The organism is Streptomyces sp. NBC_00019 (assembly GCF_045041015.1).
Classification (GTDB): domain Bacteria; phylum Actinomycetota; class Actinomycetes; order Streptomycetales; family Streptomycetaceae; genus Streptomyces.
The window spans coordinates 4,375,375-4,402,240 of the sequence record NZ_CP108302.1 but is presented as its reverse complement, the minus strand read 5'-3'; the positions used below and the strand labels follow the sequence as shown (position 1 = coordinate 4,402,240).

Sequence of the window (26,866 nt, the reverse complement as noted above, 5' to 3'; positions counted from 1 at the left end):
CACCTTGCGGCATAGCGTCGGAGCAGACCGGACACCCCGCGTCACGGCGTCACGTCGCAAGGGAAGAGACCGTACTTCCTTCAACGTCACGCAACGGCGCGCGACAGGAGCCAGAGGACAATGCAGACCAAGCTGGACGAAGCCAAGGCCGAGCTGCTCGAGAGGGCCGCCCGGGTAGCTGAGAACAGCCCGGTCGGGGGGCACCTACCCACCGGGACGACGGACGAGAGCACCCCTGACCGGGAGACCGTGCTCGCGTTCCTCCAGCGCTACTACCTGCACACCGCCCCGGAGGATCTCACCGGTCGTGACCCGATCGATGTCTTCGGAGCCGCTTACTCGCACTATCGGCTGGCTGAGAACCGGCCGCAGGGCACTGCCAGTGTGCGGGTCCTCACGCCCACCGTGGAAGAGAACGGATGGGCGTGCACACATTCGATCGTCGAGGTCGTCACCGACGACATGCCCTTCCTCGTCGACTCCGTCACCAACGAGCTGACCCGGCAGGGGCGCGGCATCCATGTCGTCATCCACCCGCAGGTCGTCGTCCGGCGGGACGTCACCGGCAAGCTCATCGAGGTGCTCGCCCAGCGCCCCAGCGGCGAGCTTCCGCACGACGCGCACACCGAGTCCTGGATCCACGTCGAGATCGACCGCGAGACCGACCGCGCGGACCTGAAGCAGATCACCGCCGATCTGCTGCGCGTCCTGTCGGACGTCCGCGAGACCGTCGAGGACTGGGAGAAGATGCGGGACTCGGCGCTGCGGATGGCCGAGGAGCTGCCCGCCGAGCCCGTCGCCTCCGACCTGCGTGAGCAGGACATCGAGGAGGCCCGCGAGCTGCTGCGCTGGCTGGCCGCCGATCACTTCACCTTCCTCGGCTACCGCGAGTACCAGCTCCGCGAGGACGACTCCCTCGTCGCCGTGCCGGGCACCGGCCTCGGCATCCTGCGCTCCGACCCGCATCACGCCGAGGACGAGAGCCACCCCGTCAGCCCCTCCTTCGAGCGGCTGCCCGCCGACGCCCGCGCCAAGGCGCGCGAGCACAAGCTCCTGGTGCTGACCAAGGCCAACAGCCGGGCGACCGTGCACCGGCCGTCGTACCTGGACTACATCGGTGTGAAGAAGTTCGACGCCGAGGGCAATGTCGTCGGTGAGCGCCGCTTCCTCGGGCTCTTCTCCTCCGCCGCCTACACCGAGTCCGTCCGCCGGGTCCCCGTCATCCGTCGCAAGGTCGACGAGGTGCTGCAGCGCGCGGGCTTCTCGCCCAACAGCCACGACGGGCGTGACCTGCTCCAGATCCTGGAGACCTACCCGCGCGACGAGCTCTTCCAGACCCCGCCCGACGAGCTGCAGTCGATCGTCACCTCCGTGCTGTACCTCCAGGAGCGGCGGCGGCTGCGGCTCTACCTGCGCCAGGACGAGTACGGGCGCTACTACTCCGCCCTCGTGTACCTGCCGCGCGACCGGTACACGACCGGGGTGCGCCTCAGGATCATCGACATCCTGAAGGAGGAACTCGGCGGCACCAGCGTCGACTTCACGGCCTGGAACACCGAGTCGATCCTGTCCCGGCTGCACTTCGTGGTCCGGGTCCCGCAGGGCACCGAGCTGCCGCAGCTCAGCGACACCGACAAGGAGCGCATCGAGGCGCGGCTGGTCGAGGCCGCGCGGTCGTGGGCCGACGGATTCGCCGAGGCCCTCAACGCCGAACTCGGCGAGGAGCGCGCCGCCGAGCTGCTGCGCCGGTACGGCAACGCCTTCCCCGAGGGCTACAAGGCCGACCACACCTCGCGCTCCGCGGTCGCCGACCTCGTTCACCTGGAGAAGCTCACCGAGGAGAACAACTTCGCGCTGAGCCTGTACGAGCCGGTCGGCGCCGCCCCCGAGGAGCGCCGCTTCAAGATCTACCGCAAGGGTGCCGCGATCACCCTGTCCGCCGTGCTGCCGGTCCTCAACCGGCTCGGCGTCGAGGTCATCGACGAGCGGCCCTACGAGCTGCGCTGCTCGGACCGCAGCATCGCCTGGATCTACGACTTCGGGCTGCGCATGCCCAAGTCGCAGAACGGCGCCGGGGACTACCTGGGCGACGACGGCCGCGAGCGCTTCCAGGAGGCCTTCGCGGCGACCTGGACCGGCCTGGCGGAGAACGACGGCTTCAACGCCCTCGTGCTGAGCGCCGGGCTGAACTGGCGGCAGGCGACGGTGCTGCGGGCGTACGCCAAGTACCTGCGGCAGGCGGGCTCCACCTTCTCGCAGGACTACATGGAGGACACCCTCCGCAACAACGTCCACACCACCCGGCTGCTCGTCTCCCTGTTCGAGGCGCGCATGTCGCCGGACCGGCAGCGCGCCGGGCACGAGATCGTGGACGCCCTCCTCGAAGAGGTCGACGCCGCACTCGACCAGGTCGCCTCGCTCGACGAGGACCGGATCCTCAGGTCGTTCCTGACCGTCATCAAGGCGACCCTGCGCACGAACTTCTTCCAGGAGGCGCTCGGCGGCAAGCCGCACGAGTACGTGTCCATGAAGTTCGACCCGCAGATGATCCCGGACCTTCCGGCGCCGCGCCCGGCGTTCGAGATCTGGGTGTACTCGCCGCGCGTCGAGGGCGTGCACCTCAGGTTCGGCAAGGTCGCGCGCGGTGGTCTGCGCTGGTCCGACCGGCGTGAGGACTTCCGGACCGAGATCCTCGGCCTGGTCAAGGCGCAGATGGTCAAGAACACCGTCATCGTGCCGGTCGGCGCCAAGGGCGGCTTCGTCGCCAAGCAGCTGCCCGACCCGGGCGTGGACCGGGACGCGTGGCTGGCCGAGGGCATCGCCAGCTACAAGACGTTCATCTCGGCGCTGCTCGACATCACCGACAACATGGTGGCCGGCGAGGTCGTGCCGCCCGCCGACGTCGTCCGGCACGACGAGGACGACACCTACCTCGTCGTCGCCGCAGACAAGGGCACCGCGACCTTCTCGGACATCGCCAACGGGGTCGCCGAGTCGTACAACTTCTGGCTCGGCGACGCCTTCGCCTCCGGCGGCTCCGCGGGCTACGACCACAAGGGCATGGGCATCACCGCGCGCGGTGCCTGGGAGTCCGTCAAGCGGCACTTCCAGGAACTGGATGTGAACACGCAGGCCGAGGACTTCACGGTCGTCGGCATCGGCGACATGTCCGGTGACGTGTTCGGCAACGGCATGCTGCTCAGCGAGCACATCCGCCTGGTCGCCGCCTTCGACCACCGGCACATCTTCATCGACCCGAAGCCGGACGCGGCCACCTCCTACGCCGAGCGCCGCCGCGTCTTCGAGCTGCCGCGCTCCAGCTGGGCCGACTACAACTCCGAGCTCATCTCGACCGGTGGCGGCGTATATCCCCGCAGCGCCAAGGCCATCCCGGTCAACGCGCACGTCCGCGAGGCCCTCGGGATCGAGGGCAAGGTCGCCAAGATGACGCCGGCCGACCTGATGAAGGCCATCCTCAAGGCGCCGGTGGACCTGCTGTGGAACGGCGGCATCGGCACGTACGTCAAGGCCTCCACCGAGACCCACGCCGACGTCGGCGACAAGGCCAACGACGCGATCCGCGTCGACGGCGCCGACCTGCGGGTCAAGGTCGTCGGCGAGGGCGGCAACCTGGGGCTCACCCAGCTCGGCCGGATCGAGTTCTCGCTCACCGGCGGGAAGATCAACACCGACGCCATCGACAACAGCGCGGGCGTGGACACCTCCGACCACGAGGTGAACATCAAGATCCTGCTCAACGGCCTGGTCGCGGACGGCGACATGACCGTCAAGCAGCGCAACAAGCAGCTCGCCGAGATGACCGACGAGGTCGGCCGGCTGGTGCTGCGCAACAACTACGCGCAGAACACGGCCATCGCCAACGCGCTGGCCCAGTCCAAGGACATGCTCCACGCCCAGCAGCGCTACCTGCGCCACCTGGTGCGCGCGGGTCTGCTGGACCGGGCCCTGGAGTTCCTGCCCACCGACCGCCAGATCCGTGAACGCCTGGGCGCCGCACAGGGCCTGACCGGCCCGGAGACGGCCGTCCTCCTGGCGTACACCAAGATCACGGTCTCCGACGAGCTGCTGCACACCTCGCTCCCGGACGACCCGTATCTGCGCGGTCTCCTCGGCGCCTATTTCCCGAGCGCGCTGCGCGAGAAGTTCGCCCAGCACATCGACAACCACCCGCTGCGCCGCGAGATCATCACCACGGTGCTGGTCAACGACACGGTCAACACGGGCGGTACGACCTATCTGCACCGGCTGCGCGAGGAGACCGGCGCTTCGCTCGAGGAGATCGTCCGGGCGCAGACGGCGGCCCGCGCGATCTTCCGCTCGGCCGTGGTGTGGGACGGGGTGGAGGCGCTCGACAACCAGGTCGAGGCCGCCGTGCAGACCCGGATCCGGCTGCACTCGCGCCGTCTCGTCGAACGCGGCACGCGCTGGCTGCTCAACAACCGGCCGCAGCCGCTGCAGCTCGCCGAGACCGTCGAGTTCTTCTCCGAGCGCGTCGAGCAGGTCTGGTCGCAGCTGCCGAAGCTGCTGCGGGGCGCGGATCTGGAGTGGTACCAGCAGATCTACGACGAGCTGACCGGCGCCGGCGTCCCGGACGAACTCGCCACGCGCGTGGCCGGGTTCTCCTCCGCCTTCCCGACGCTCGACATCGTCTCGGTGGCCGACCGCATGGGCCGTGAGCCGCTGGATGTCGCGGAGGTCTTCTACGACCTCGGCGACCGGCTGCGGATCACCCAGCTCATGGACCGCATCATCGAGCTGCCCCGCGCGGACCGCTGGCAGTCCATGGCCCGCGCCTCCATCCGCGAGGACCTCTACGCGGCCCACGCGGCACTGACCGCCGATGTGCTCGCGGTGGGCAACGGCACCTCGACTCCCGAGCAGCGCTTCAAGGCGTGGGAGGAGAAGAACGCGGCGATCCTGGGCCGGGCGCGCTCGACCCTGGAGGAGATCCAGGGCTCGGAGGCCTTCGACCTCGCCAACCTGTCGGTGGCGATGCGGACCATGCGGACGCTGCTGCGGACGCATTCGTAGGCGACACGACGAGAGGGGCGCCCCGGGCCGTCACGGCTCGGGGCGCCCCTTTCTTGGCCCGGCTTTTGGTCTGGCTTAGGGAAAATCCGGCGGGCGGCTTACCCAGGGCGGCTAAGCCTTGTGCGGTGACTGTGAACCTCTCCGAGGAGCGAGTGGCCGCTCCCGCCGTGCCGTTCGAGCGGGTCCGACGGATCGTCCGTGAAGTGGTGAACTTCGGGGTCGTCGGAGGCAGCGGTGTCGTGGTGAACTTCCTCGTCTTCAACGTGCTGCTGCACGGCCTCGGCAGGCGGGCGATGGTGGCGACGGTGCTGGCCAGCCTCGTCGCCATGGGCACGAACTACCTCGGCTTCCGCTTCTTCACCTATCGCGACCGGGATGCGCGCACACGTCAGCAGGTCGTGCTGTTCTTCGTCTTCAGCGCCATCGGCGTGGCGATGGAGAGCGGCCTCTTCTACGTCGGCTATCACGGCCTCGGCCTTCACGGTCCGCTCTCGTCGAACGCCGTGAAGGCCACGTCGATCGTGCTGGCCTCCGCCTTCCGGTTCCTGGTCTACCGGACGTGGGTGTTCCAGCGCGAGGTGCGCTAGACCCGTATTTCGCGGGTCGCTGATTCGTATGGTGTGACCGGCCCGGGGGTGTCCCGGGCCGGGGTGGCGGCGTTAGGCCGGGTGTGTCGATGACTTCCCGGTCCCCGCGGCCACGGTCTGTCCGTCAGCGTCAGCGTCTTGAAGTGGCGGTGACGTCCGTGGTGGAGAAGCGTCTGGGCGCTCTGCCTGTCGCTGCCGAGTTTCTGCGCCGGCTGGATGTCGCCGGGATCGTCGACGAGGTATGTCCTGGTGGCGCGAGTGCGCTGGTGACGCACGGGCAGGTGATCGAGGCGTTGGTGGCCAACCGGCTGACTTCGCCCGCGCCGCTGGTGCGGGTGGAGGACTGGGCCAGGTGCTGGGCGGTGGAAGAGGTCTTCGGGATCGAGCCCGGTCTGCTCAACGATGATCGTCTGGCCCGGGCACTGGATGCGATCGCTCCGCACCTGGAGCACATCGCGGGCACGGTCGGGGCACGGGCGATCGGTGAGTTCGGGATCGATGTGGCCCGGATGCACTGGGACATGACCAGCATGTCCGTGCACGGGGCCTTCCCGGTTGAGGGTCAGGACGAGGACTTCCCCGTCATCGGCTACGGGCATCCCAAGGACCGGCGCTTCGATCTGAAGCAGGTCCAGGCCGGACTCGCGGTGTCGGCCGACGGCGGCATCCCGCTCCATGCCCGGGTCTTCGGCGGTGGTGCGGCCGAGGTCAGCCAGGTCGTCGGCGCGATGAAGGACCTGCGGGCCATGGCCGGTGAGCGCGGCTTCCTGATGGTCGCCGACTCCAAGCTGGTGTCCTACTCCAACGTCGGTGCCCTGCTGGCGGCCGGGGTTGAGTTCATCGCCCCGGCCCCGGCCGTGCAGGTCAAGGACGAGGTCTATGCCGCTCTGGATCTCGCGCAGGCCACCGTCGTGGACTGGACGCCGGACCGGGAGGCGGGCAAGCCCACCGAGCGGCGTGAGACCTACCGCGTGCTGGAGGACACCCACACCCTGACCGGGCCCCGCAAGAGCGATCCTCACCTCACCGTGCGACGGATCCTGGTCCACTCCACCGCGAACGCCGCCGGCCAGCAAGCCGCCCGGGACAGACGCCTGGCCAAGGCCGCCCAGGACCTGAACAAGCTCACCACCGCAGCCGGCGGACGCCACTACAAGACCCGGGAGAAGATCGTCGCCCGGATCGGTGTCATCGCCGCCAAGCGCCGTGTCACCTCCTGTCTGCGCTGGGCCGTCACCGATAACGAGGACGGCACCCCGGTCCTGGCCTGGCACTTCGACACCGACGTGCTGAAGGCCGAAGCTGCTGTCGACGGCTGGTACGCACTGCTGACGTCCGTCCCCGCCGACCAGGCGGACGCTGGACAGGCCCTGATCCACTACAAGGGCCAGGGGGCGGTCGAGCGCAGATACCACGACTTCAAGGGCCCGCTCGCGGTCGCGCCAGTCTTCGTGCAGCACAACCGGCGCGTCGCCGCCCTGATTCAGGTCATCTGCCTGGCCCTGCTGGTCTTCTGCCTGATCGAGCGGCAGGTCAGACGGGCACTCGGCCCCGAGCAGACCATGAGCGGCCTCTACCCCGACAACCGCCGCGTCCGCCCCACCGGCCGCATGATCTTCTACCACCTCGGCGAACTCACCCTGCGGATCGGCAACGTCACCGACCCGCCCACCGTCCAGATCACCCGCGGCGTCCAACTCCACCTTCTCGACCTCCTCGACACCGACATCGGACAAACCCGCTGGCCGCAGACCTGAAACGGTGAACCGCGAAGTCCGGGGCTAGACGGCGACCTTGGGCTTCGGCTTCGGCTTGGGCTTCGGCTTCGTCGTCTTGTCGCCGGTGAAGGCCTCGTACTCCTTCAGGACGTCCTCGGTCGGGCCGTCCATGCGCAGTTCGCCGCGCTCCAGCCACAGCACGCGGTCGCAGGTGTCGCGGATCGACTTGTTGTTGTGACTGACCAGGAACACCGTGCCGGCGTGCTTGCGCAGCTCGCGGATGCGCTGCTCGGAGCGCTTCTGGAAGGCGCGGTCGCCGGTGGCGAGGGCCTCGTCGATGAGGAGGACGTCGTGGTCCTTGGCGGCGGCGATGGAGAAGCGGAGGCGGGCGCCCATGCCGGAGGAGTACGTGCGCATGGGCAGGGTGATGAAGTCGCCCTTCTCGTTGATGCCGGAGAAGTCGACGATCTCCTGGTAACGGTCCTTGACCTGCTCGCGGGACATGCCCATCGCGAGGCCGCCGAGGTAGACGTTGCGCTCGCCGGTCAGGTCGCCCATCAGGGCCGCGTTCACGCCGAGGAGGGAGGGCTGGCCGTCGGTGTAGATGGCGCCGCTCTCCACCGGCAGCAGACCGGCGACCGCCTTGAGCAGGGTCGACTTGCCGGAACCGTTGGTACCGATCAGACCGATCGCCTCGCCGCGGTAGGCGACGAAGGAGACCTTCTTCACCGCGTGCACCTTGCGTACGCCTGACGCCCGTTCGGTCTTCTCGCGGCGCAGGATGCGGTTGAGGGCGGCGGTCGCGGAGCCGCGGCCGGCGCCGGTGCCGTTGACGCGGTAGACGATGTCGACGTTGTCGGCGACGACGGTGGGGATCAGGTCGGTCGGGGTTGCGGGGTTCTCGAGGTTCTCAGCCACGGCCGTACGTCTCCTCAGCCTTCCAGAAGTAGATGAAACCGCCGACGCCGGCGAGCAGGGCCCAGCCCGTGGCGATCGCCCACACGTGGTGCGGCAGCTGGCTGGAGTGGAAGCTGTCGATCAGGGCGTAGCGCATCAGGTCGATGTAGACCGCGGCCGGGTTGGCCTGGAGGACCGGGCCGACCCAGGACGGCAGGTCGTTGTGCTTGCTGAGCAGGTGGTCGATGCTCCACATCACGCCGGAGACGTACATCCACGTGCGCAGCACGAACGGCATCAGCTGGGCGATGTCCGGGGTCTTGGCGCCGAGCCGGGCCATGACCATCGAGACGCCGGCGTTGAAGGTGAACTGCAGCACCAGCGCCGGGATCGCCAGCAGCCAGGACGCCGAGACCGGTACGCCGAAGCAGAGCAGGATCACGACCAGGGCGGCCATCGAGAACAGCAGCTGCTGGAGCTGCTGGAGGCAGAACGAGATCGGCAGCGCGGCCCGCGGGAAGTGCAGGGCGCGGACCAGGCCGAGGTTGCCTGAGATGGCGCGGGTGCCCGCGAGGATCGAGCTCTGGGTGAACGTCCAGATGAACACGCCCGTCACCAGGAACGGGATGTAGTCCGGGACGCCCTTCTTGGTGCCCAGCAGCACGCCGAAGATGAAGAAGTACACCGCCGCGTTGAGCAGCGGGTTCATCACCTGCCAGACCTGGCCGAGCTTCGCCTGGCTGTACTGGGCGGTGAGCTTGGCGGTCGAGAACGCGGTGATGAAGTGGCGCCGGGCCCACAGCTGGCGGATGTACTCGGACAGGGTCGGGCGGGCACCGCTGACGGAGAGGCCGTGGCGGGCGGCGAGGGCCGCGAGGTCGCCTTCGGCGGGCGGGGGAAGGGTCGCCGTCGTCGGAGGCGGTGTGTGGAGGACCTGGCTCACATCCGCTGCTTTCGGTTGGGGGGTGTGTCCGGCACCCGACGTTTCCTTACGCTTCTCTTCGCGTTCTCTTACGTCGGGACGGGACCGTATCGTCGCAACGTGAGCGTAGGCCGAGTCGGCGTCGGAACGCAACCGTTTCGTCGTGACGTCTTGCGTGGGGACGGGACCGTATCGTCGTAACGCCCTATGCTGGTCCGTATGACGACGAACGCCGACGAGCCGCAGACCCGTCCGCGCCGCCGGGCCCCCGCCGGAGCCGCCGTGCTCCGGGAGGATGTGACGGAGGCCATCCGGGCGGCCGTCTTCGAGGAGCTCGCGGTCGTCGGCTACGCGCGGATGTCCATCGAGGGGATCGCGCGCCGGGCGGGTGTCGGCAAGACCGCGGTCTACCGGCGCTGGCGCTCCAAGCTGCACCTCGTCCTCGACGTGGTGTCGGCCCTCGCCGTGCAGGGACTGCCCGCGCCGGACACCGGTGCGCTGGAGAGCGATCTGCGGCTGCTGTACGAGGTGACGTCCCGTGCGCTGCGCCACCCCATCGCCTCGCAGATCCTCCCCGACCTCCAGGCCGAGGCGGCCCGTAACCCCGAGATCGCCGAAGCGGTGCAGAAGGCGCTGCGGGACGGGCAGGAGGGTGTCGCCAGCAAGATCCTCGTGGCGGCGGAGCAGCGGGGCGAGGTCCGGGCGGGGCTCGATGACGAGCTGGCGCTCGATCTGATCTCCGGGCCGCTGTACTGGCGGTCCGTGGTGATCCGGAGTCCGAAGCTGCCGAAGGGCTACCTGGACGCGCTGGCGCGCGGGACGGCCGCGGCGCTCAAGGCGCTGTAGCCGGGCGGCCGGGCTCGGTCCGCGTCGTGGCGCCGGCTGTCCGGTGCCGCGCGCAGGGCGAGGAGTTCCGGGGCGAGCACCTCGATACGTCCGTCGGCGGCGGGCCGGATCAGTCCGTCGCGGCGGAGCCGGGACAGGGCCCGGTTGACCGTGACGCGGGTGACGCCCAGCAGGTCGGCGAGTTCGCGCTGTCCGCCGGGCAGGGGTACGGGGGAGCCGAGGCCGTCGGCCGAGGCGTCCAGCAGCCAGGCCGCGAGCCGCGCCTCGCACGGCAGTGTCGCGGTGTCCGTCAGCCGGTGCTGCTGGGCGCGGGTCTGGGCCGCCAGGAGGCGGAACACATGGGCGCGGACCGCAGCGGAGTCGTCCAGCAGCGCGGTGAATCGGGCCCGCGGTACCGCCCGTACGGCACACGGGGCGAGCGCGGTGAACGTCGCTGTGTGACCGGCGCCGTCCAGCAGCGCCACCTTGTCCAGCGCGCACGGTGCCCGCCACGTCCCGAACCGCACCACGCGCCCGCCCGCGGTGGTCGCGTCGGCCGCCGCGCGGCCCGTCAGCAGGACGAGCAGGTGATCGGCGGGGGCGCCTTCAGCGCGCAGGATCTCGCCGGTGTCGTAGCGGCGCGGGACGGAGGCGTCCCACAGGCGGCGCAGGTCGCTGTCCGCCAGTGGCCGGAACAGCGGCACGTTCCGCAGCCGCCGCCAGCCGTCCTCCTCGTACCCGTGTCCGTCCATGGCGTCCCACCTCCTGCCGTCTGTATCGGCCGATACAGCGCCGGGCGCGGGCCGAGCCTAACCTCGGGGTCGTCGTCGTACGCCAGGTACGTCATGGCCGTAGGAAGGAACCGTCGTGCTCGTCGTGGAACTCGCCTTCACCCCCGCCCCCGAACGCCTCGCCGCCCGCCCCGCCCATCGCGCCGCGCTCGCCCGTCTGCACACCGAGGGAAAGCTGCTCGCGGCGGGGCCGTGGGCCGACGACGCGGGGGCGCTGCTCGTTTTCGCGCTGGAGCGGGCGGAGTTGGACGAGGTCATGGATGAGGACCCGTACTACCGCCGCACACCCGGCGTCGAGGTGCGGTCGGTTCGGGAGTGGGCGCCGATCGTGGGCCTTCAGCCGCGCAGTTGACGCGCGAGGTCCGCCAACTCCGGTGCGCGCAGGATTCGTTCGCCGAAGCCGGGGAGCGGGACATGCAGTGCTTCCGTCCATCGGGCGGGGATGGCGTCGACGCCGTGCACCGCTCCCGCGAGGCTGCCGGTGACCGCGGCGACGGTGTCCGTGTCGCCGCCGAGGTCGATCGCGGCGCGTACGGCCTCCTCGTAGGAGGAGGTGGTGCGCAGGGCCCAGACGGCGGAGCCGAGGCAGGGCCAGACGGCGCCATTGAACTCCGTAGCCCGGTCGGGGTGCCAGTCGGGGGCGAGGACGGTGGCGTACCTCTGCCGGTGGTCGGGGTGTACTGCGGCGAGTGCGGCGGGGAGGGCGGCGAGCGGGTCGGCGCCGGTGAGGGCTGTGCGGATCAGCTCATGGAGGATCGCGGTGCCTTCCCAGGCCGCACGGTCGCCGTGGGTGAGGGCGGAGAGGCGGCGGGCGGCGTCCATGGTGGGCTCCCGTCCCTGGGGCGCGAAGAAGACCGCGGAGGGCGCCGCCCGCATCAACGCGCCGTTCCCTGCGGCCCGTTGGCTGGTCTGGAAGTGCAGGGCGGCGGCCAGGTCCCAGGGGTCGCCGCTGCTCAGCACGGCCTCGGTCTGCAGGCCGATGTCCTTGGGGTCCGCGGCGGCCCAGCGCCGGAACCGGCGGAAGACGTCCGGGAGTTCGAGGCCGCCGTGCTCCAGCAGCGACTCGGCGACCAGTACGGCCATCTGCGTGTCGTCGGTCGCCTCGCCCGGGTCCCAGCCGCCACCCCCGCACATCTCGCCGCCGTGCCCCGGATGGGGAAAGCGGGCGGAGAACGCGCCCTCGGGGCCGAACTCGAAGGGGGCACCCAGGGCGTCGCCGACGGCGGAACCGATGACGGCGCCCAGGGCTCGGGAGGTGAGGTCGGTCATCGGGGCAGGTTAGGGCCTGCCCGGTGCGGGGCGTCGGGACGGGGTCGCTCGGCGGGCCGCTGAGCGCGGGCGGCCCCAGCCCTCACGCAGCCTCTGCCCCTACCCCCGAGCCGCCTCCGGGTGCAGTCGTACCCAGCCCTCCCAGGCCGAGGTGATCATGTCCTGGATGTCGTACTTGGCCTTCCAGCCCAGCTCCGCGGTGATGCGGTCGGCGGAGGCGACGACTCGGGACGGGTCGCCGGGGCGGCGGGGGGTGACTGTCGGGGGGCGGTCGTAGCCCGTGACGGCGTTGATGTGGTCGATCATTTCGCGGACCGAGACGCCCTCGCCGCGGCCGACGTTGAGGGTGAGGTCGCGGCCGGGGGAGGAACGCAGGGCGCGGGCCGTGGCGACGTGGGCGTCCGCCAGGTCGAGCACGTGGATGTAGTCGCGGACGCAGGTGCCGTCCGGCGTGGCGTAGTCGTCGCCGAAGATGCGTGGGGGCGCGTTCTCCGTCAGCTTCTCGAAGACCATGGGGATCAGGTTGAAGACGCCCGTGTCCGCGAGGTGCGGGGTCGCCGCGCCCGCCACGTTGAAGTAGCGCAGGGACGCCGTGGCCAGGCCCGTCGCCCGGCTCGTTGCGCGGACCAGCCACTCGCCGGCCAGCTTCGTCTCGCCGTAGGGCGACATGGGCACGCACGGCGTCTCCTCCGTGACCAGCTCCACGTCCGGCATGCCGTACACCGCCGCCGAGGACGAGAAGACGAAGGAGGCCACCCCGGACGCTCTCGACATCCCGCCCCCGGTCACCTGCTCCAGCAGGACGCGCAGGCCCTCGACGTTCTCCCGGTAGTAGTGCAGCGGCAGATCGACCGACTCACCCACCTGCTTCTTCGCCGCCAGATGCACGACCCCGGTGACGGCGTGGTCCGCGAGGGCGCGCGCCACGCGCTCCGCGTCCAGAATGGAGCCCACGACCAGCGGCACCCCGTCCGGGACGCGCTCGGCGATCCCCGTGGACAGGTCGTCGTACACCACCGCGCGTTCGCCCGCCTCGGTCATCGCCCGTACGACGTGCGCCCCGATGTAGCCGGCGCCGCCGGTGATCAGCCAGGTCATGTACGGCCGTCCCCTCGTCAGATGGAGCGAGATGTGCGTGTGGTGCGCGGTCGGACACCGGCTTCAGTCAATCAGGCGCCGGAGCCCACTGCGGACAACTGCGACAACTCCCCGTGAGCGGGACACCACGTGCGGTACCGGCTCCGCCGCCCCGTGCCCGGCGCGCACCGCCCTCGCCAGCTCCTCCCGTCCGGCGGCCAGCAGGATGTCGTACGCCAGCCGGTAGGCCTCCGTGAGCGCTCCACTGTCGGGGGGCTGCGGGGCGCGCGGCACGTGCACCCGCTCCGGCACGAGCGCGATGTCCGGGTTCGCGGCCAGCACGCGCGCGTGGAAGACGACGTTCTCGTGGGCGAAGCGGCCCTCGGGGAAGCGGATGCCGTTGTCGTGCAGGAAGTCGGTGCGATAGAGCTTGTTGCCGCAGACGGTGTCGTGCACCAGGAGCGGGCGCTGTGCGGGACGCGCGCACAACCCGCTCGCGACCTCCGCGCGCGCCCCCAGCAGCGCGGTCATCGCGCCGGGCAGCAGCGCGTCACCACCGTCCAGGAACATCACGTACGGCGAAGTCACCCGGTCCAGCCCGGTGTTGCGCGGGCTGCCGTGGCCGCCGCTGTGCACCCGGCGCCGCAGCACGCGCACGCGTGGGTCGATCGAAGCGAGGCGGGCCAGCAGTTCCGCGCCGCCGTCCGTCGAGCCGTCGTCGACGACGAGGACCTCGCGGACGGCGGATCCCTGGGCGAGCACGGAGCGCACGGTCGCCCGCACGCGCGGGGCGTCGTCGTAGCCGGTCACGACGGCACAGGCCTGGGGGGCGTGAGGGTCCATGGTGGTCGTGTTCCGGGATCAGGGGGTGGTCAGCTCGATCCGGAAGACGGTGGGAAGTCGCGCCGGGTTCATTCGTGGGCATGGGGCGGGAATTCACGCCGAAGAGGGAGTGCGGCCGTGGCGGTGTGACCCTCCGCCGCTACGTCGGAGGCGTCAGGAGTTCTCGTCCAGCTGCGCCGAGTCCAGCGCCGTCGTCAGCTCGTCCAGCCGGGCCCGCAGCTCGCGGATCTCGTCCATGTCGAAGGTGGTCGCCGCGGCGATCCGGCGCGGCACCTCCAGTGCGCGCTCGCGCAGGGCGACGCCCTCCTCGGTGAGCCGGACCTCCACGGAACGCTCGTCGCGGGCGCTGCGCTCGCGGCGTACCAGACCGGCCGACTCCAGCCGCTTGAGCAGCGGGGAGAGCGTGCCGGAGTCGAGGCGGAGGTGCTCGCCGAGCTTCTTGACGGGCAGGTCGCCGTGCTCCCACAGCACCAGCATCACCAGGTACTGCGGATACGTGAGCCCGAGGTCCTTGAGGATCACGCGGTAGACGCCGCCGAAGGCGCGCGAGGCGGCGTTCAGGGAGAAGCAGATCTGCTGGTCGAGGCGGAGCCAGTCGGTGGTGGGCGGAGGCGTGGTCATGTCTCCAGGGTAGCGCTTGTTCGCCATTTAGTTGTGCACAACTTAATTGTGTGCTCTACTTGTGGTCGTGAGACGGCCCGGACCGCAGTGAAAGGGCCGGCCGCCCCCGTCACCACGTTTGAGAGGGATGGAACCCATGGACGCGCTCTACACCGCTGTCGCCACCGCCACCCACGGCCGCGACGGTCGCGCCGTCAGCAACGACGGTCAGATCGACCTCCAGCTGGCCCCGCCGGCCGCGCTGGGCGGCAACGGTCAGGGCACCAACCCGGAGCAGCTGTTCGCCGCCGGCTACGCCGCCTGTTTCGGCAGCGCCCTCGGTCTCGTCGGCCGCCAGGCCAAGGTCGACGTCAGCGACGCCGCAGTGACCGCCGAGGTCTCCATAGGCAAGGAGGGTGAGGGCTTCGGTCTCGCCGTCGTGCTCCGCGTCGAGCTGCCCGACACCCTGGACGAGACGACCGGCCGCAAGCTCGTCGAGGCCGCCCACCAGGTCTGCCCCTACTCCAACGCCACCCGCGGCAACATCGAGGTCGAGCTCGTCATCGAGTAGTCACCGGAGCCGGCACCGGCCCGACGACCCGAGCCAGCACCTCCCCCGTGCGCGCGCTCCACGCCACCACCACCGCCTCCTCGGGCACCCTGTCCTGCCGCGTCAGCAGCAGCCAGCGCACTCGGTGGCGCCGGACCACGGCGGCACGGTCGGCGCGGGTCGACGCCGGGGCGAGATAGGCCCGTACGTCCGGCTCGTGGCCCTTCGCCACAGGGCCGGGCGGAACGAGATTCGCCCCGAACCCCGCGAGCGCCAGGGCGGCGTGGCGGTCGGCCGTGAGGACCACCTCACCGCGTCCGACATGCCGCGCCGCCCACTCGTACGTCGGCGGCGCCGCCGGCCTCGGCGCCGTGAGAAGCCCGAGGCAGGCCACCGCGGCCACGACCCCGGCGTACCCCCTCCGCCGCGCACCCCACGGCCGGGGCGCCGCCAGTTCCACGGCCGCCGCGCACACCAGCGCCACGAGCCCGGCGATCCCGCCGTACCCACACGCCGCCACCGGGCAGCCGAGGACGAACATCAGCGTCAGCGGATCCCGCCGCCCCCGCGGCCACAGCGCCGGCAGCCCCACCAGCGCCGGCCAGAACCGCCAGGGAACCGGCACCCGATCCGGCGCGACCAGGTCGAAGTACGGCCACCCCGCGGCGACCAGCACCGCCACACCGGCCGTCACCGCCCAGCGCACCCCGACGGCCCGCCCCCACCCCCGCTGCCACCCCGCGACAAAGGCGACGGCCCCCGCGGCCGCCCCCACCGCGGTGACCGGATCGACCAGCAGGACCGCCCCGTACAGCACACCCGGCCCCACATACCCGGCGATCCCCGGCAGCCCGCTCGGGCCCACATACCGAAGCGCCCCGTCATTGCGCGCCCGCGCCCCCGTCAGCGCCCAGGCCCACAGGGTCAGCCCGACCGCGAAGGCCGCCGGGGAGCCGAGATCCCCGGTCATCAGCAGGACCGGCAGCGCCAGGACCGGTGCCCACGGCCGGGGCGTCAGCACCCGCACCAGACGGCCGAGGCCGGTCAGCAGCACCAACAGGTTCAGTGGCCCGGCCAGTCGCACGACCTCCCAGCCACCCAGCCCCGTCAGCCGCGCGAACACGCCCTGCGCCACCGCGTACGGCGAGTAGTACGGGCTGCCCGCACCCGGCAGATCCGCCAGGGGATGCCGCGGATGCCACAGATCCACCCGCAGCCGCTCGATCACCGCCGCGTGCAGCCCCGCCTCGCAGCACAGCGGCGCCGCCCAGTACGCCAGCGACATCGCCAGCCAGTACAGGAAGCCGAAGACCAGATACGGGCCGGGACGCCAGGCACCGCCGCCGCGCAGCGCCGTGGCGCCACGAAGAGACCGCCGGCTGAGGAGACCGCTGCTCACCGCACCAGCCTTCCCGTCAGAGTCGGCCGCCGCGCCTCGCATCACACGCCTGGCGCAGCGACGCTCTCCTCGGCCGCCGGGTCAGCGGCCGGGGCGGCCGGCGGGGCGCCAGGTGTGGGGTCGGGTCGGGGTGGGCCGCGACGGGCTGGAGGGCATGGGAACTCCCCTGGGTGAGGACGGCGTTCAGACGGTTTCGGTGACGAGCGACGGGGCCGCGGGCCGCTCCACGGTCGCCTGCGGCGACAGCTCCAGCGCCGCCGCCGCGGACGGCACCGGGAAGCGCTCGGCGAGCGGCAGGAACGGCGCCGGTTCGGACTGGCCCAGCACCACATGGCGTACGACCCGCTCGGCGGCGCGTCCGTCGTCGTAGGGGCAGAAGCGCTCGCGGAACGCCGAGCGCAGCTGTGTGGAGCGGGAGCCCCGCCAGTGGCCGCTGGCGAAGATGTCGGTCAGCTCGTCCTCGCTGCGCGCGACCGCGCCCGGCGGGAAGGCGCGCAGGTCGAAGTAGGTGCCGCGGGCCGCCTCGTACACCTCCCGGTCGTCGGAGTGGATCACGATCGGGCGGTCCAGGTTGGCGTAGTCGAACATCAGGGACGAGTAGTCCGTCACCAGGGCGTCCGAGGCGAGACACAGGGACTCGACGCTCGGGTGGTCGGTGACGTCGATGATCCTGCCGGTGCTCGTCGCCAGGGGGCCGCCGTGCCGGTGGTGGGCGCGGGCCAGGACGACGAAACGGGGGCCCAGACGGCGCAGGACGCGGTCCAGGTCGAGGGCGGGGCGCTGGGTGCGGCGGTAGTCGCGGTGGGTGGGGGCGTACAGGATCGCGACCGTGCCCTCCGGGATGCCGAGCGACTCGCGCAGCCGGCGTACGTCCTGCGAAGTCGCCTGCTGGAACACGTCGTTGCGGGGATAGCCGTACTCGAGCGTCGTGTATGTGCCCGGGTAGACGCGCTCCCAGGTCAGGGTGGTGTGGCGGTTGGCGGACAGCAGGTAGTCCCACTTGTCGACGCCGTCGAGGAGGGCCGTGAAGTCGATGCCGCGGGCGGCCGCCGGGCGTTCCTGGAGGTCCAGGCCCATGTGCTTGAGGGGCGTGCCGTGCTGGGTCTGGACGAAGACCTGGCCGGGGCGCTTGACCAGACGGCGGTCGAAGTCGTCGTTGGTGACCAGGTACTTGGAGCGGGCGAGCGCCGTCCAGTACGCGGCCGAGCCGGGGCGCAGCCGGCGGACGGCGGTGGGGATCGTGTGGTGGTGCTCGGCGCCGGCGATCCACGCCGTGCGGATGTGCGGCGCGTGGGTGCGGAACGCCTGCTCCAGGGCGCCCGGGTTGCAGCTGTGGCCGCGGTTGCCGTAGGCGGCGAAGACGGCGTGGTCCGCGCGCAGGGGGAGACGAAGCTGGACGCGGTAGTGGAGCCGCAGGGCCGCGGTGCGCAGGGCTTTCGCGAGGCGGGCGGCACGGAGGGCGGTCCGGCGGCTCAGCCTCTTGGCCAGCTCCAGCGCGCGGTAGGTGCGATGCAGACCCAGGTGGACCAGGGTGTGGCGCAGGAGGGAGCGCAGCGGGACGGGGTGGCCCGGGGTGCGGTAACGGCGGTAGTGGGCGCGGGCCTTGAGCAGGAACTCGGCCCGGATGCCGCGCGGCAGCCGGTGCCGGTCGGTGAAGAGCGTCGACAGGTGGTCGACCATGCGGCGGAACAACACCGGGCGCCACTGGGCGAGTCGGGGGTGCTGGTCGACGTACGCGAAGACCCTGTCGTACTGGTCGAAGACATCGAAGTGGCCGCGGCTCGTGCCGAGGACGGTGCCCTGGCGGTGCCGGCGGTGGTGGACGCACACCCGGTCCAGGGTCGCGAGGGTCTCCGCCGTCATCAGGGCCGGATACGTCCAGGGGGTGTCCTCGTAGTGGCCCGGCGGGAAGGAGAAGCCCGCGTGCTCCACGAACTCCCGGCGGTACACCTTGTTCCAGGCCACCGTCATCAGGCGCAGCAGCCCCGGGCGGTCCTCCAGCCGGAAGGGCGCCGGGCCCTCCTCGGTGAGCTGCGTGGCGAAGCCGTCGCGGACCGGCTCGCCCGTCCAGTCGGTCAGCGCGTGGTCGTGGACCAGGACGTCCGGGTCGCCCGTCTCCTTCAGCCGGTCGGCGATCGCCCTCAGCGCGTCCGGGGTGAGGGTGTCGTCGCCGTCCAGGAACACCAGGTAGTCACCGGTCGCCGCCGCCAGACCGGCGTTGCGCGCGCCGCCCGGACCCCGGTTCTCGGCCAGGTGCACCGGCCGCACACGCGGGTCCCGGGCCGCGAACTCGTCGACGATCGCCCCACAGGCGTCCGGCGAGCAGTCGTCGACGGCGATCAGCTCCAGATCCGTACACGACTGGGAGAGCACCGAGTCCAGGCATTCGTGCAAATACGCCTGAACCTTGTACGCGGGGACGATGACACTGAACCTGGGCAAGGCACATCCAAGAGTCGGCGCGGGCGGTGGGCCGTGTCGGCCTTGCCCGGGAACTGCCGGTGATGTGACTTGGTTACGTGGTGTGCGGCATACGGGGGATTCTCGGCGAAGACGAAGGGGCGGACCGGCTGCGGTCCGCCCCTTCAATTGGGCTGTCGTACGGGCTACTTGACCGCGCCCGCCATCACCCCGGTCACGAACTGCCGCTGGAACGCGAAGAACACGAGCAGCGGGATCACCATCGAGATGAAGGCGCCGGTCGCCAGGATCTCGATGTTGCTGCCGAACTGCCGTACCTGCTGCTGCAGGGCGACCGTCAGCGGCTGCGAGTCGGCGTTGGTGAACACCAGCGCCACCAGCATGTCGTTCCACACCCACAGGAACTGGAAGATGCCCAGCGAAGCGAGCGCGGGTGCCGCCAGCGGCATGACCACCGTCGCGAACAGCCGGGCCTCGCCCGCCCCGTCCAGGCGCGCCGCCTCCAGGAGCTCCCGGGGGATCTCCGCGAAGAAGTTGCGCAGCAGGAAGATCGCGAACGGCAGACCGAAGGCGACATGGAAGAGGATGGCGGCGATGATGTCGCCGAAGATCCCGATGTCGCGGAAGAGGAACGTCAGCGGGATCAGCGCGATCTGCACCGGCACCACGAGCAGCCCCACCACGACCATGAACCACGTGTCACGGCCCTTGAAGTCCATCCACGCGAAGGCGTATCCCGCCATCGCCCCGATGATCACGACGAGCAGGGTCGAGGGGACGGTGATCCAGATGGTGTTGAACAGGGAGCTGGTGATCGTGTCGTTCTTCAGGATCGTCTCGTAGCTGTTCGCGGTCAGCTGTCCCGGTGCGGTGAACACCTTCCACCAGCCCGAGGTGGCGATGTCGGTCGGGTCGCGGAACGAGGAGACCAGCAGCCCGAAGGTCGGCACCAGCCACACCAGCGCGATGACGATCAGGAAGACCCGCATCACCCCGCCGGCCGCCCCGCTCGCCAACCGGGCGGCGAGCGAGCGCTTGGCGCGCACGGTCGTGTCGAGAGCGGTCATCGCTCACGCTCCTTACGCAGCCGTCGGAGGTTGACCCACATCACCGGCAGCACGAGCAGCAGCAGGATGACGCCGATCGCGCTGCCGATGCCGTAGCTGGCGCCGCCGCCGAACGACGACTGGAACAGTTGCAGCGCCAGCACGTTGGCGTCGTCCTGACTGGGCTGCGGGGCGATGATGTAGACCAGGTCGAAGATCTTCATCACGTTGATCATCAGCGTGACGAGGACGACGACCAGGACCGGCGCCAGCATGGGCACCGTGACCTTCCTGAACACCTGCCACTCGTTGGCGCCGTCGACCCGGGCCGCCTCCAGGAGGTTGCGGTCCACCCCCGCGAGCCCGGCCGCGATCAGGATCATCGCGAAGCCCGCCCACATCCACACATACGCCCCGATGATCGCCGGGGTGATCAGCGTCGGGCCGAGCCAGTCGATGCCGTTGTAGGGCGCCGAGAAGTTCGAGCCGGGCAGCCGCAGTTGGGCCCCGTCGGCCTCGCCGGGCAGATTGAAGGTGCCGTCGGCGCCGCTCTTGGTGGAGGCGACCACCTTGCCGTCCTTCACGGCCTCGACCTTCACGCCCTTCAGCGCCTTCTCACCGGGGTCGATCTGGCCCTTCGTGCCGCCGCCGCCCAGTTTGAAGTCCAGCCAGACGGTGCCCGTGACACCGTCACCGGTGGCCGCCTTGGCGGCCTCGGGGCTGCCGGGGAGCTTGTTGGGCGCGATACCGACGAGCGGGAGCAGCGCGGGCGTGCCCGCCTGCGCCGTGCCGGTCGAGGTGAACGAGCCGCCGCCCGAGGCCTTCAGATCGCTCACCGCGGCGTTCGGCCGGGCCTTCGGATAGACCGAGGAGTCCACGAACGTGTCGTGCACGGTCGTCACCACCGCGTTGGCGACACCCTGGTCCGGGTCCGCCGAGTACACCAGCCGGAAGATGATGCCCGCGGCCAGCATCGAGATCGCCATCGGCATGAAGACGATCAGCTTGAACGCCGTGCCCCAGCGCACCCGTTCGGTGAGCACCGCGAAGATCAGACCGAGCGCCGTGACCACGGCCGGGGCGACCGCGACCCAGATCGCGGTGTTCTTGACCGCGGTCAGCGTCGCGTCGTTGCTGAAGATGTCGCCGTAGTTGTCGAGGCCGACGAAACCGGAGCCGTCGGCGTCGTAGAGACTGCGCCAGACCGACCACCCGATCGGGTAGACCACGAGCGCGCCGAGAAGGATCAGCGCGGGCAGCAGGAACAGCACCGCCACCCACAACCGCGTCCTCGTCACACTCTTGCGCGGAGACACGGGGGGCGTCGGCAGTGCGCCGGCGCCCCCCGTCGAGTTCGCCACGGAGGCCATGGCGTCAGCCGGCCCCGTACGCCTTGGCGGCGTCGGCCTCCAGCTTCCGCTGGGCGCCCGCGACATCGCTCGGGTTGCTGAGGAAGTCCTGCAGGTCCTTCCACTCGCCGGTGCCCTGTGTGCCGCCGAAGGCCGCCGGTGCCTGGTCGGACATGTCGAACCGGAAGTCGTCACCCGCGTCGATGAGCGCCTTGGCGATCTGCCGGGTCACGTCGTCCTTGTACTTGCCCTGGTCCATCTCCTTGTTCGGGGAGAGGATGCCGCCCTGCGCCGCCCAGACCTCGGCCGCGTCCGTCGAGGCGAGGAAGGTCAGCAGCGCCTGGGCGCCCTTGCTGTCCTTCAGCGCCACGGCCACGTCGCCGCCGCTGACCACCGGGGACTCGGCGCCCACCGCCGGGAACGGGAAGACCTTGGCGTCCGTGCCCACCTTCGCCTTGGTGTCGGCGTTGATGTTCGCGGTGACGAAGTCGCCCTCGAAGACCATCGCGGCCGGGGTGTCACCGGTGAAGGCCTGGGTGACCGACTTCGGGAACTCCGTGTCCAGCGCGCCCTTGCGGCCGCCCGCGAGCAGTTCGTCCTTGCCCCACAGTTCGGCGAGTGTGCTGAGGGCATCCTTGACGGAGGGGTCCGTCCACTTGATCTCGTGCTTGGCGAGCTGGTCGTACTTCTCCGGCCCCGCCTGGGACAGATAGACGTTCTCGAACCAGTCGGTGAGCGTCCAGCCGTCCGCGCCGCCGACGGAGACGGCGGGGGAGCCGGCGTCGGACAGCGTCTGCGCGGTGGAGATGAACTCCTTCCACGTCTTGGGCGCCCCAGTGATCCCGGCCGCCTCGAAGGCCGCGGTGTTGTACCAGATCAGGGACTTGTTGGCGGCCTTCGCGTAGACGCCGTACTGCTGGCCGTCGACGGCCCCGAGGTCACGCCATCCCTGGGAGAAGTTCTTGTCCAACTGCGCCTTGGCTTCCGCGCCGAGGGGCTTGAGCCACTTCTTCTCCGCGAACTGGTGCAACACGCCGACCTGCGGCAGGAACGCCACGTCCGGGGGCTGACCGCCCTCGATCTTGGCGGCGAGGAAGGTGGAGGTGTTGTTGCCGGTCGGTACGAACTTGACCTTGGCGCCGGTGCGTTTGGTGAACTCGTTCAGGACCTTGGTGAAGTTCTCCTGTTCGGCTCCGGTCCAGACGGCGGCGACCTCCAGCGTCTGGCCGTCGAGCTTGGGGAGCGTGACGGAGGTGCCGCCGGTCTCCGTGCCGTTGGTTGCGTTGTCGCTGCCGCTGTCGTCGTCCCCGCCGCACGCGGTGAGCGTCAGGGCTCCCGCCAGGAGGGCGGCGGCTGTCGCGGTGACCCTTCGTGTCCGGTATGTGCTCGTGCTGCGCATCACTGCCCCGTTCTTCGTTCGTCGTCGAACGCCGAGCGCTGTCCCGTGGCTCTGGTCTACGCCGGGGGCCTGGGGTCGGCAAGACCGCGCGCGGTGTCAAGTGGGGGATCGTTGTCGCGTCGTAACGGGACACAGGCGTTGGACAGATCTCGTCGACCGGAACCGGACCGGAACCGGACCGGAACTAGAGGAGTGACGGGACCTCCGTGGCCGCCACCTCGCGTGCCGCCCGCTCCAGCGCGCTCGCCAGCAGCGCCAGGTCCGTCGGCCCGTTGCCCAGCTCCCGTACCGGGCGGCGGGTCGGCGGGTCGCCCATGCGGTGCCAGTCCAGGGGGACCACCGTCGGGCGCAGCGTGGCCGTCCGGGGGATACGTCCGGTGACCCGCCCGCCCTGGAGGGGTGTGACCCTTCCGTCCGCGGAGGTCAGGCGGCCGCGCCCCGGCGCGGGTTCGTCCGGGCCGGGTGCCGGGGTGTCCAGGGTGACCCGCAGGGCCGCCCTCCTGGCCGCGTCCGACTCCGCCGTACGACCACCGGAGGCCGCCGCGGCCACCAGATGGACGCCGAGCCGGTCGCCCTCCCTCGCCACGGCCTCCAGCGCGCGCATCACCGAGCCCGCAGAGGGCCGGCCCGGCGAGCCGAGCGCGGGGGAGACCAGGGCGTCCAGGTCGTCGACGACCACCACGAGGCGGGGCAAGGGCGGTGCGGACTCGGTCTGTTGACGGGCCGCGGCGGGGCGCAACCGAATGGTCGAGCTGGTCGGGGCGTCGAGGTCACCGGCCCCGCCGGCGGACCCCCGCTGGGCGACCATACGGCCCGACAGTTCCCGTCCGGTGTGCCACTCGGCGAAGTCGGAGCGGCCCAGCAGCTCGGCCCGCCGCTTCAGCTCGGCGCTCAGGGACTGGGCGAACTCCCGCATCCGCACGGGGTCGTTGGCGGTGAGGTGGGTCGTGACATGCGGTACGTCCGTACAGACCCGCAGGCCCTCGCCGTGGCCGCCGCCCGTGCCCACGCTGTCCCGGCCGTCCATCAGGACGATGCTCAGCCGGTCCGGCCGCTCGGCGGCGGCCAGCGAGGCGACGACCGCCCGCAGCAGTTCCGTACGGCCGCTGCCCGCCGGGCCCTCGATCAGCAGATGCGGGCCGTCGGCCACGAGGTCCGCGCAGACCGGCCCGCGCGGACCGGCGCCGAGCACGGCCCAGGCGCGTCCGCCGAGCGCCTCCGTGTCGTCCGCCGCGTCCGCCCAACGCGTCATCAGCGACGCCGGGGTGGCCCGAGCCAGCCCCAACTCGTCCAGCAACCGCGCCATCTGCGGCAACGGCGCCGACACCCGCGCCTGCCGCTCACCACCCGCGCCGTCCGTGCGCAACGGTGCCAGCGCCCGCGCGAACCGCTCCGCCCAGGCGGGGGAGACGGCGTCCACGGCGGCGACGGTGCCATGGCCCACGGGGCCGGTGGTGTGGGCCTGGGGGGCGGGGTGACCGGCGGGGGTCTCGCCGACGGGACCGCGCTCTGCGGGACCGGAGGACCGGCCGGGTGCAAGCGTGTTGTCGGAGCTGAGTACGACGGTGCCGTCCGAGCCGGGAACTCCGCCCCGCGCCACCCGCATCAGCCGCAACGCCGTCGCCACGTCCCCGCTGAGCAGCGCGACCGCGCCGCACTCCCGGAACGCCGGGGACGCCGCGCACGCCGTCTCGTACGTCTCCGTCACCGGGGACGCGGGCGAGGCCGGTGACGTCTCGGCGAGACACACCACATGTATCCCGGCCCGCGGGCCCTCCAGCGCCAGCCGCGCCACGGCCTCGCGCACATCGGCGCCGCCGGGGTCGCTGTCCACGAGGAGGACGGTGTACGGCCCTTCGAAGCCGGGTGCCTTGTCGGCCCTGTCGTCGTCCCGCGCCCAGGAGGGCCGCCGGGTCGCGCCACGGGCCTCGGCCGGGGTGTCGCCTCGGCCGCCGCTCTCGATGCCGCCGCGGGTCGAGTTGCGCCCCCGGTCCTGTTCCGCGAGCCCCTTGCCGCCGGGCGCCTGAGCCGGGCGCCCCGGTCGGCGCTTCGATCCCGCCGTCTGCGGTGTCTCGTCCAGGCGCCGCAGGAGCTCCTCCGTGCGGGCCGTCGCCTGTTCGCGGTCGTAGGCGAGGAGGAGGCGGCAGTCCTGTCCGTGGGCCGGGCGCAGATGCGGGAGCCAGCCCAGCCAGGACCACTCGGCGGTGCGCTCGGCCAGGGGGCGGGAGCGGTCGGCGCTGATCAGGACTATCTCGAGGGTGTCGGGGGAGTGCAGCGCGGCGAGTTGGGCCACCACCGCGCGGGCCAGCCCGGCCAGCCGTGCGCGCGGGCCCGCCAGCCCCAGCGCCCCCACCTCGCGCAGATCGGCGGTGACCGGCACCGCGGGCAGCAGCCCCGAGCCGTCGGGTGCCGCCCGGTCCGCCGTGCCCAGCCGCACCGTGAGCGCCTCCGGGTGGTCCGGCCCGCGCTCCCAGAGTCGCGGTCCGGGGCCCAGCGCGGTCAGCAGCAGTGCCGCCGGGTCCGGCCAGGTGTCCGGCTGCTGCGGGGTGACGGCCGAGGGGACGGGCGGGGTGTCGGCCACTTCCTCGTCGTACGTCTCGCTCCCGGCGGTCGTGCTCTGCTCACCGCGTCCGCCGGTCAGCTTCCGTGCCCACGCGCCGAGGCCTCCGCGTTTGCGCACGCCCTGCGGTACGTCGGTACCACGCAGGGGGGTGCCCTTGCGACGGCTGCCTGCCGGGGTGTCCACGGCGCGGGTGTGCTCGTCGCCGGAGCCTGTGCCGGCGGAGGCCTGTGCGGAGTCGGCCGACCCGCCGTGGCCCGGGGTGGACCGGGAACCGGTCGTCCCGCCGGGTGCGCGGGTGTCTCCGGAGCCGAAGGTCCCGCCGGTTGCGGCGATGCCACGAGGGTCGGCGGGGCCACCGCGCGTCGCCGCACCGCGCGGAAGTCCGCCGGAGGCCGGGATGCCACCCGGGCCGGGGTGGCCGCTCGCGGCTGCTCTGTCGTCGGAGGCCGGGCCGGACGGGGCAGCGCCGCCCGCGGTCGCCGGACCGCCGAAACCCCCGTCGGAGGCGCCCGCGCCGAGCCGGCCGCCATGGGTCTCCCCACTGCCCCCGGCACCGGCGCCCGGCGCCCCGGAGAGCCCCGCGACCCCGGACACCCGCCGACGGGACACGGGGCCCTTCGCCTCGTACGCCCGCGCCCCTCTGCTCTCGATCCGTGGTGCCTGTCCCTGGCCGGGCACGACGGGCTGTTCCCCGTCGTCCTGCGCCGGTGCGGTGCTCAAGTCGGCGGTGCCGTACGCATACCGCGTCGGCCCGGAAGGCGTCCCCGAACCGGTGTCGGCCTCCGCGGGAGGCGCCACGCGCACGTGCCCCTCGCCGTCCGGCGCCGTGCGCAGCCGCGCGCCCGGGCCGCCGGGCGGAGCCAGTCGCAGGGCCGACTCGCCGACGCGCAGCAGCGCTCCCGGTGCGAAGCGGACGGGGCGGGTGCCCACGCGGAGGCCGTCCAGGACCGTGCCGTTGGTGGAGTCGAGGTCGGCGACCGAGACGCGGCCGTCGGCGGCGACCGTCACCGCGCAGTGCAGCCGGGAGACGTCCGGGTCGTCGAGCGGGACGTCGGCGTCGCCGGAGCGGCCGATCTCGATGCGGCCGCCGTGCAGCAGATGGACCCCGCCCGCGTCCGGTCCGGCGACCACGTCGAGGCGCGTGGGTGCGTCGTCCACCTCGGGGTGCGGTTCGGGGTCGGTGGGGGCGCCGAGGGAGAGCACGGCGCCGTCGGTCAGCGGGGGCTCGCCGATGGTGCAGCGCTGGGCGTCGAGCCGCTCGGCACCGGCGTACAGCACGGGCTGTCCGGTGCCGGAGGCGAGCACGCCTTCGCCGGAGACCGCCGAGGCCAGTGCGGACGTTATCGCCGCCAGGGCCGTACCGGCGGGTGCTGTGACCAGCACGTCGCAGCTCGCGGCGCGGACGTGGGCCTCGGCAGGCGGGCCCAGCGGGTCTACGACGGTCAGCCGGATCTGCATCGCCGTCAGCGGTCCCTTCTGCCCGGGCGCGGAACTGTCCCCCACCCCACACGAGCACATCGGCCAGTACTGAAGGCATCCTCGCACCTGCCACTGACAA

The 26,866-nt window shown here is 71.6% G+C and carries 18 protein-coding genes and 1 pseudogene; 6 read left to right on the top strand and 13 right to left on the bottom strand.

Annotated elements, in window-relative coordinates; translation table 11 throughout:
* Positions 1 to 120: 120 nt before the first annotated feature.
* The 3 genes from OHU89_RS20655 to OHU89_RS20645 all read left to right on the top strand — a co-directional run bounded on the left by OHU89_RS20655 (position 121) and on the right by OHU89_RS20645 (position 7,396).
* Complete coding sequence (locus OHU89_RS20655) at positions 121 to 5,052, top strand: NAD-glutamate dehydrogenase (protein WP_405644853.1); 4,932 nt, start codon at positions 121 to 123, stop codon at positions 5,050 to 5,052.
* A 125-nt stretch (positions 5,053 to 5,177) separates the two neighbouring features.
* On the top strand, positions 5,178 to 5,639 hold the full coding sequence (locus OHU89_RS20650; protein ID WP_405644851.1) for a GtrA family protein: 462 nt from the start codon (positions 5,178 to 5,180) through the stop codon (positions 5,637 to 5,639).
* A 143-nt stretch (positions 5,640 to 5,782) separates the two neighbouring features.
* Positions 5,783 to 7,396 (top strand): IS1634 family transposase, encoded by a 1,614-nt coding sequence (locus OHU89_RS20645; protein ID WP_405638699.1) that lies wholly within the window; start codon positions 5,783 to 5,785, stop codon positions 7,394 to 7,396.
* A gap of 24 nt (positions 7,397 to 7,420) precedes the next feature.
* Here OHU89_RS20645 and OHU89_RS20640 read toward each other — a convergent pair whose 3' ends face one another.
* Together OHU89_RS20640 and OHU89_RS20635 are read right to left on the bottom strand one after the other, a co-directional pair.
* The gene (locus OHU89_RS20640) at positions 7,421 to 8,293 is read right to left on the bottom strand and encodes an ABC transporter ATP-binding protein (RefSeq protein WP_405654587.1); all 873 of its coding nucleotides are present in this window, start codon (positions 8,291 to 8,293) and stop codon (positions 7,421 to 7,423) included.
* Positions 8,268 to 9,197, bottom strand: coding sequence for an ABC transporter permease (locus OHU89_RS20635; protein WP_266891623.1), 930 nt, complete (start codon positions 9,195 to 9,197; stop codon positions 8,268 to 8,270). Before OHU89_RS20635 ends, OHU89_RS20640 begins: the two co-directional genes overlap by 26 nt.
* Before the next feature lie 198 nt (positions 9,198 to 9,395).
* Here OHU89_RS20635 and OHU89_RS20630 point away from each other — a divergent pair, with 198 nt between their 5' ends.
* Complete coding sequence (locus OHU89_RS20630; protein ID WP_405644849.1) at positions 9,396 to 10,022, top strand: TetR/AcrR family transcriptional regulator; 627 nt, start codon at positions 9,396 to 9,398, stop codon at positions 10,020 to 10,022.
* Here OHU89_RS20630 and OHU89_RS20625 read toward each other — a convergent pair.
* On the bottom strand, positions 9,971 to 10,753 hold the full coding sequence (locus tag OHU89_RS20625) for a Crp/Fnr family transcriptional regulator (RefSeq protein WP_405644847.1): 783 nt from the start codon (positions 10,751 to 10,753) through the stop codon (positions 9,971 to 9,973). The genes OHU89_RS20630 and OHU89_RS20625 overlap by 52 nt on opposite strands.
* A 115-nt stretch (positions 10,754 to 10,868) precedes the next feature.
* On the opposite strand from OHU89_RS20625, the gene OHU89_RS20620 reads away from it, so the two are divergent.
* Positions 10,869 to 11,144, top strand: a complete 276-nt coding sequence (locus OHU89_RS20620) for a YciI family protein (protein WP_405644846.1) — start codon at positions 10,869 to 10,871, stop codon at positions 11,142 to 11,144.
* Here the strand turns inward: OHU89_RS20620 and OHU89_RS20615 are convergent.
* The 4 genes and pseudogenes from OHU89_RS20615 to OHU89_RS20600 all read right to left on the bottom strand — a co-directional run bounded on the left by OHU89_RS20615 (position 11,129) and on the right by OHU89_RS20600 (position 14,602).
* A complete protein-coding gene (locus tag OHU89_RS20615; protein WP_405644844.1) occupies positions 11,129 to 12,061 on the bottom strand; it encodes an ADP-ribosylglycohydrolase family protein in 933 nt (310 codons plus the stop codon). The two genes, OHU89_RS20620 and OHU89_RS20615, sit on opposite strands and share 16 nt — an antisense overlap.
* 99 nt (positions 12,062 to 12,160) lie before the next feature.
* A complete protein-coding gene (gene galE, locus OHU89_RS20610) occupies positions 12,161 to 13,159 on the bottom strand; it encodes a UDP-glucose 4-epimerase GalE (protein ID WP_405644843.1) in 999 nt (332 codons plus the stop codon).
* 159 nt (positions 13,160 to 13,318) lie between these two features.
* Positions 13,319 to 13,981, bottom strand: a pseudogene (locus OHU89_RS20605) (glycosyltransferase family 2 protein); the annotation flags it as partial.
* Between the two features lie 153 nt (positions 13,982 to 14,134).
* Entirely contained in the window at positions 14,135 to 14,602 is a 468-nt protein-coding gene (locus OHU89_RS20600) for a MarR family transcriptional regulator (protein WP_361496496.1), read from the bottom strand.
* A gap of 136 nt (positions 14,603 to 14,738) precedes the next feature.
* Here OHU89_RS20600 and OHU89_RS20595 point away from each other — a divergent pair, with 136 nt between their 5' ends.
* Positions 14,739 to 15,152: an organic hydroperoxide resistance protein gene (locus OHU89_RS20595; RefSeq protein ID WP_266891637.1), complete on the top strand. Its 414-nt coding sequence runs from the start codon at positions 14,739 to 14,741 to the stop codon at positions 15,150 to 15,152.
* Here OHU89_RS20595 and OHU89_RS20590 read toward each other — a convergent pair.
* From OHU89_RS20590 to OHU89_RS20565, 6 genes are all read right to left on the bottom strand, one after another.
* Positions 15,142 to 16,530, bottom strand: a complete 1,389-nt coding sequence (locus OHU89_RS20590; RefSeq protein ID WP_405644841.1) for a hypothetical protein — start codon at positions 16,528 to 16,530, stop codon at positions 15,142 to 15,144. The genes OHU89_RS20595 and OHU89_RS20590 overlap by 11 nt on opposite strands.
* A 183-nt stretch (positions 16,531 to 16,713) precedes the next feature.
* On the bottom strand, positions 16,714 to 18,972 hold the full coding sequence (locus OHU89_RS20585) for a CDP-glycerol glycerophosphotransferase family protein (RefSeq protein WP_405644839.1): 2,259 nt from the start codon (positions 18,970 to 18,972) through the stop codon (positions 16,714 to 16,716).
* Positions 18,973 to 19,136: 164 nt separating this feature from the next.
* On the bottom strand, positions 19,137 to 20,018 hold the full coding sequence (locus OHU89_RS20580) for a carbohydrate ABC transporter permease (RefSeq protein ID WP_405644837.1): 882 nt from the start codon (positions 20,016 to 20,018) through the stop codon (positions 19,137 to 19,139).
* Positions 20,015 to 21,367 carry a carbohydrate ABC transporter permease gene (locus OHU89_RS20575; RefSeq protein ID WP_405644835.1) on the bottom strand — a complete coding sequence of 451 codons (1,353 nt, stop codon included), beginning with the start codon at positions 21,365 to 21,367 and terminating at the stop codon, positions 20,015 to 20,017. The genes OHU89_RS20580 and OHU89_RS20575 overlap by 4 nt, the downstream gene beginning before the upstream one ends.
* A 4-nt stretch (positions 21,368 to 21,371) precedes the next feature.
* Positions 21,372 to 22,745 (bottom strand): ABC transporter substrate-binding protein, encoded by a 1,374-nt coding sequence (locus tag OHU89_RS20570; protein ID WP_405644833.1) that lies wholly within the window; start codon positions 22,743 to 22,745, stop codon positions 21,372 to 21,374.
* Between the two features lie 184 nt (positions 22,746 to 22,929).
* Positions 22,930 to 26,766, bottom strand: coding sequence for an FtsK/SpoIIIE domain-containing protein (locus tag OHU89_RS20565; protein WP_405654586.1), 3,837 nt, complete (start codon positions 26,764 to 26,766; stop codon positions 22,930 to 22,932).
* Positions 26,767 to 26,866 lie beyond the last annotated feature (100 nt).

Coding starts and splice junctions, on each gene's coding strand:
- OHU89_RS20655 (WP_405644853.1), top strand. CDS start 121: ATGCAGACCAAGCTGGACGAAGCCAAGGCCGAGCTGCTCGAGAGGGCC.
- OHU89_RS20630 (WP_405644849.1), top strand. CDS start 9,396: ATGACGACGAACGCCGACGAGCCGCAGACCCGTCCGCGCCGCCGGGCC.
- OHU89_RS20625 (WP_405644847.1), bottom strand. CDS start 10,753: ATGGACGGACACGGGTACGAGGAGGACGGCTGGCGGCGGCTGCGGAAC.
- OHU89_RS20615 (WP_405644844.1), bottom strand. CDS start 12,061: ATGACCGACCTCACCTCCCGAGCCCTGGGCGCCGTCATCGGTTCCGCC.
- galE (WP_405644843.1), bottom strand. CDS start 13,159: ATGACCTGGCTGATCACCGGCGGCGCCGGCTACATCGGGGCGCACGTC.
- OHU89_RS20600 (WP_361496496.1), bottom strand. CDS start 14,602: ATGACCACGCCTCCGCCCACCACCGACTGGCTCCGCCTCGACCAGCAG.
- OHU89_RS20595 (WP_266891637.1), top strand. CDS start 14,739: ATGGACGCGCTCTACACCGCTGTCGCCACCGCCACCCACGGCCGCGAC.
- OHU89_RS20580 (WP_405644837.1), bottom strand. CDS start 20,018: ATGACCGCTCTCGACACGACCGTGCGCGCCAAGCGCTCGCTCGCCGCC.
- OHU89_RS20575 (WP_405644835.1), bottom strand. CDS start 21,367: ATGGCCTCCGTGGCGAACTCGACGGGGGGCGCCGGCGCACTGCCGACG.
- OHU89_RS20570 (WP_405644833.1), bottom strand. CDS start 22,745: ATGCGCAGCACGAGCACATACCGGACACGAAGGGTCACCGCGACAGCC.
- OHU89_RS20565 (WP_405654586.1), bottom strand. CDS start 26,766: ATGCAGATCCGGCTGACCGTCGTAGACCCGCTGGGCCCGCCTGCCGAG.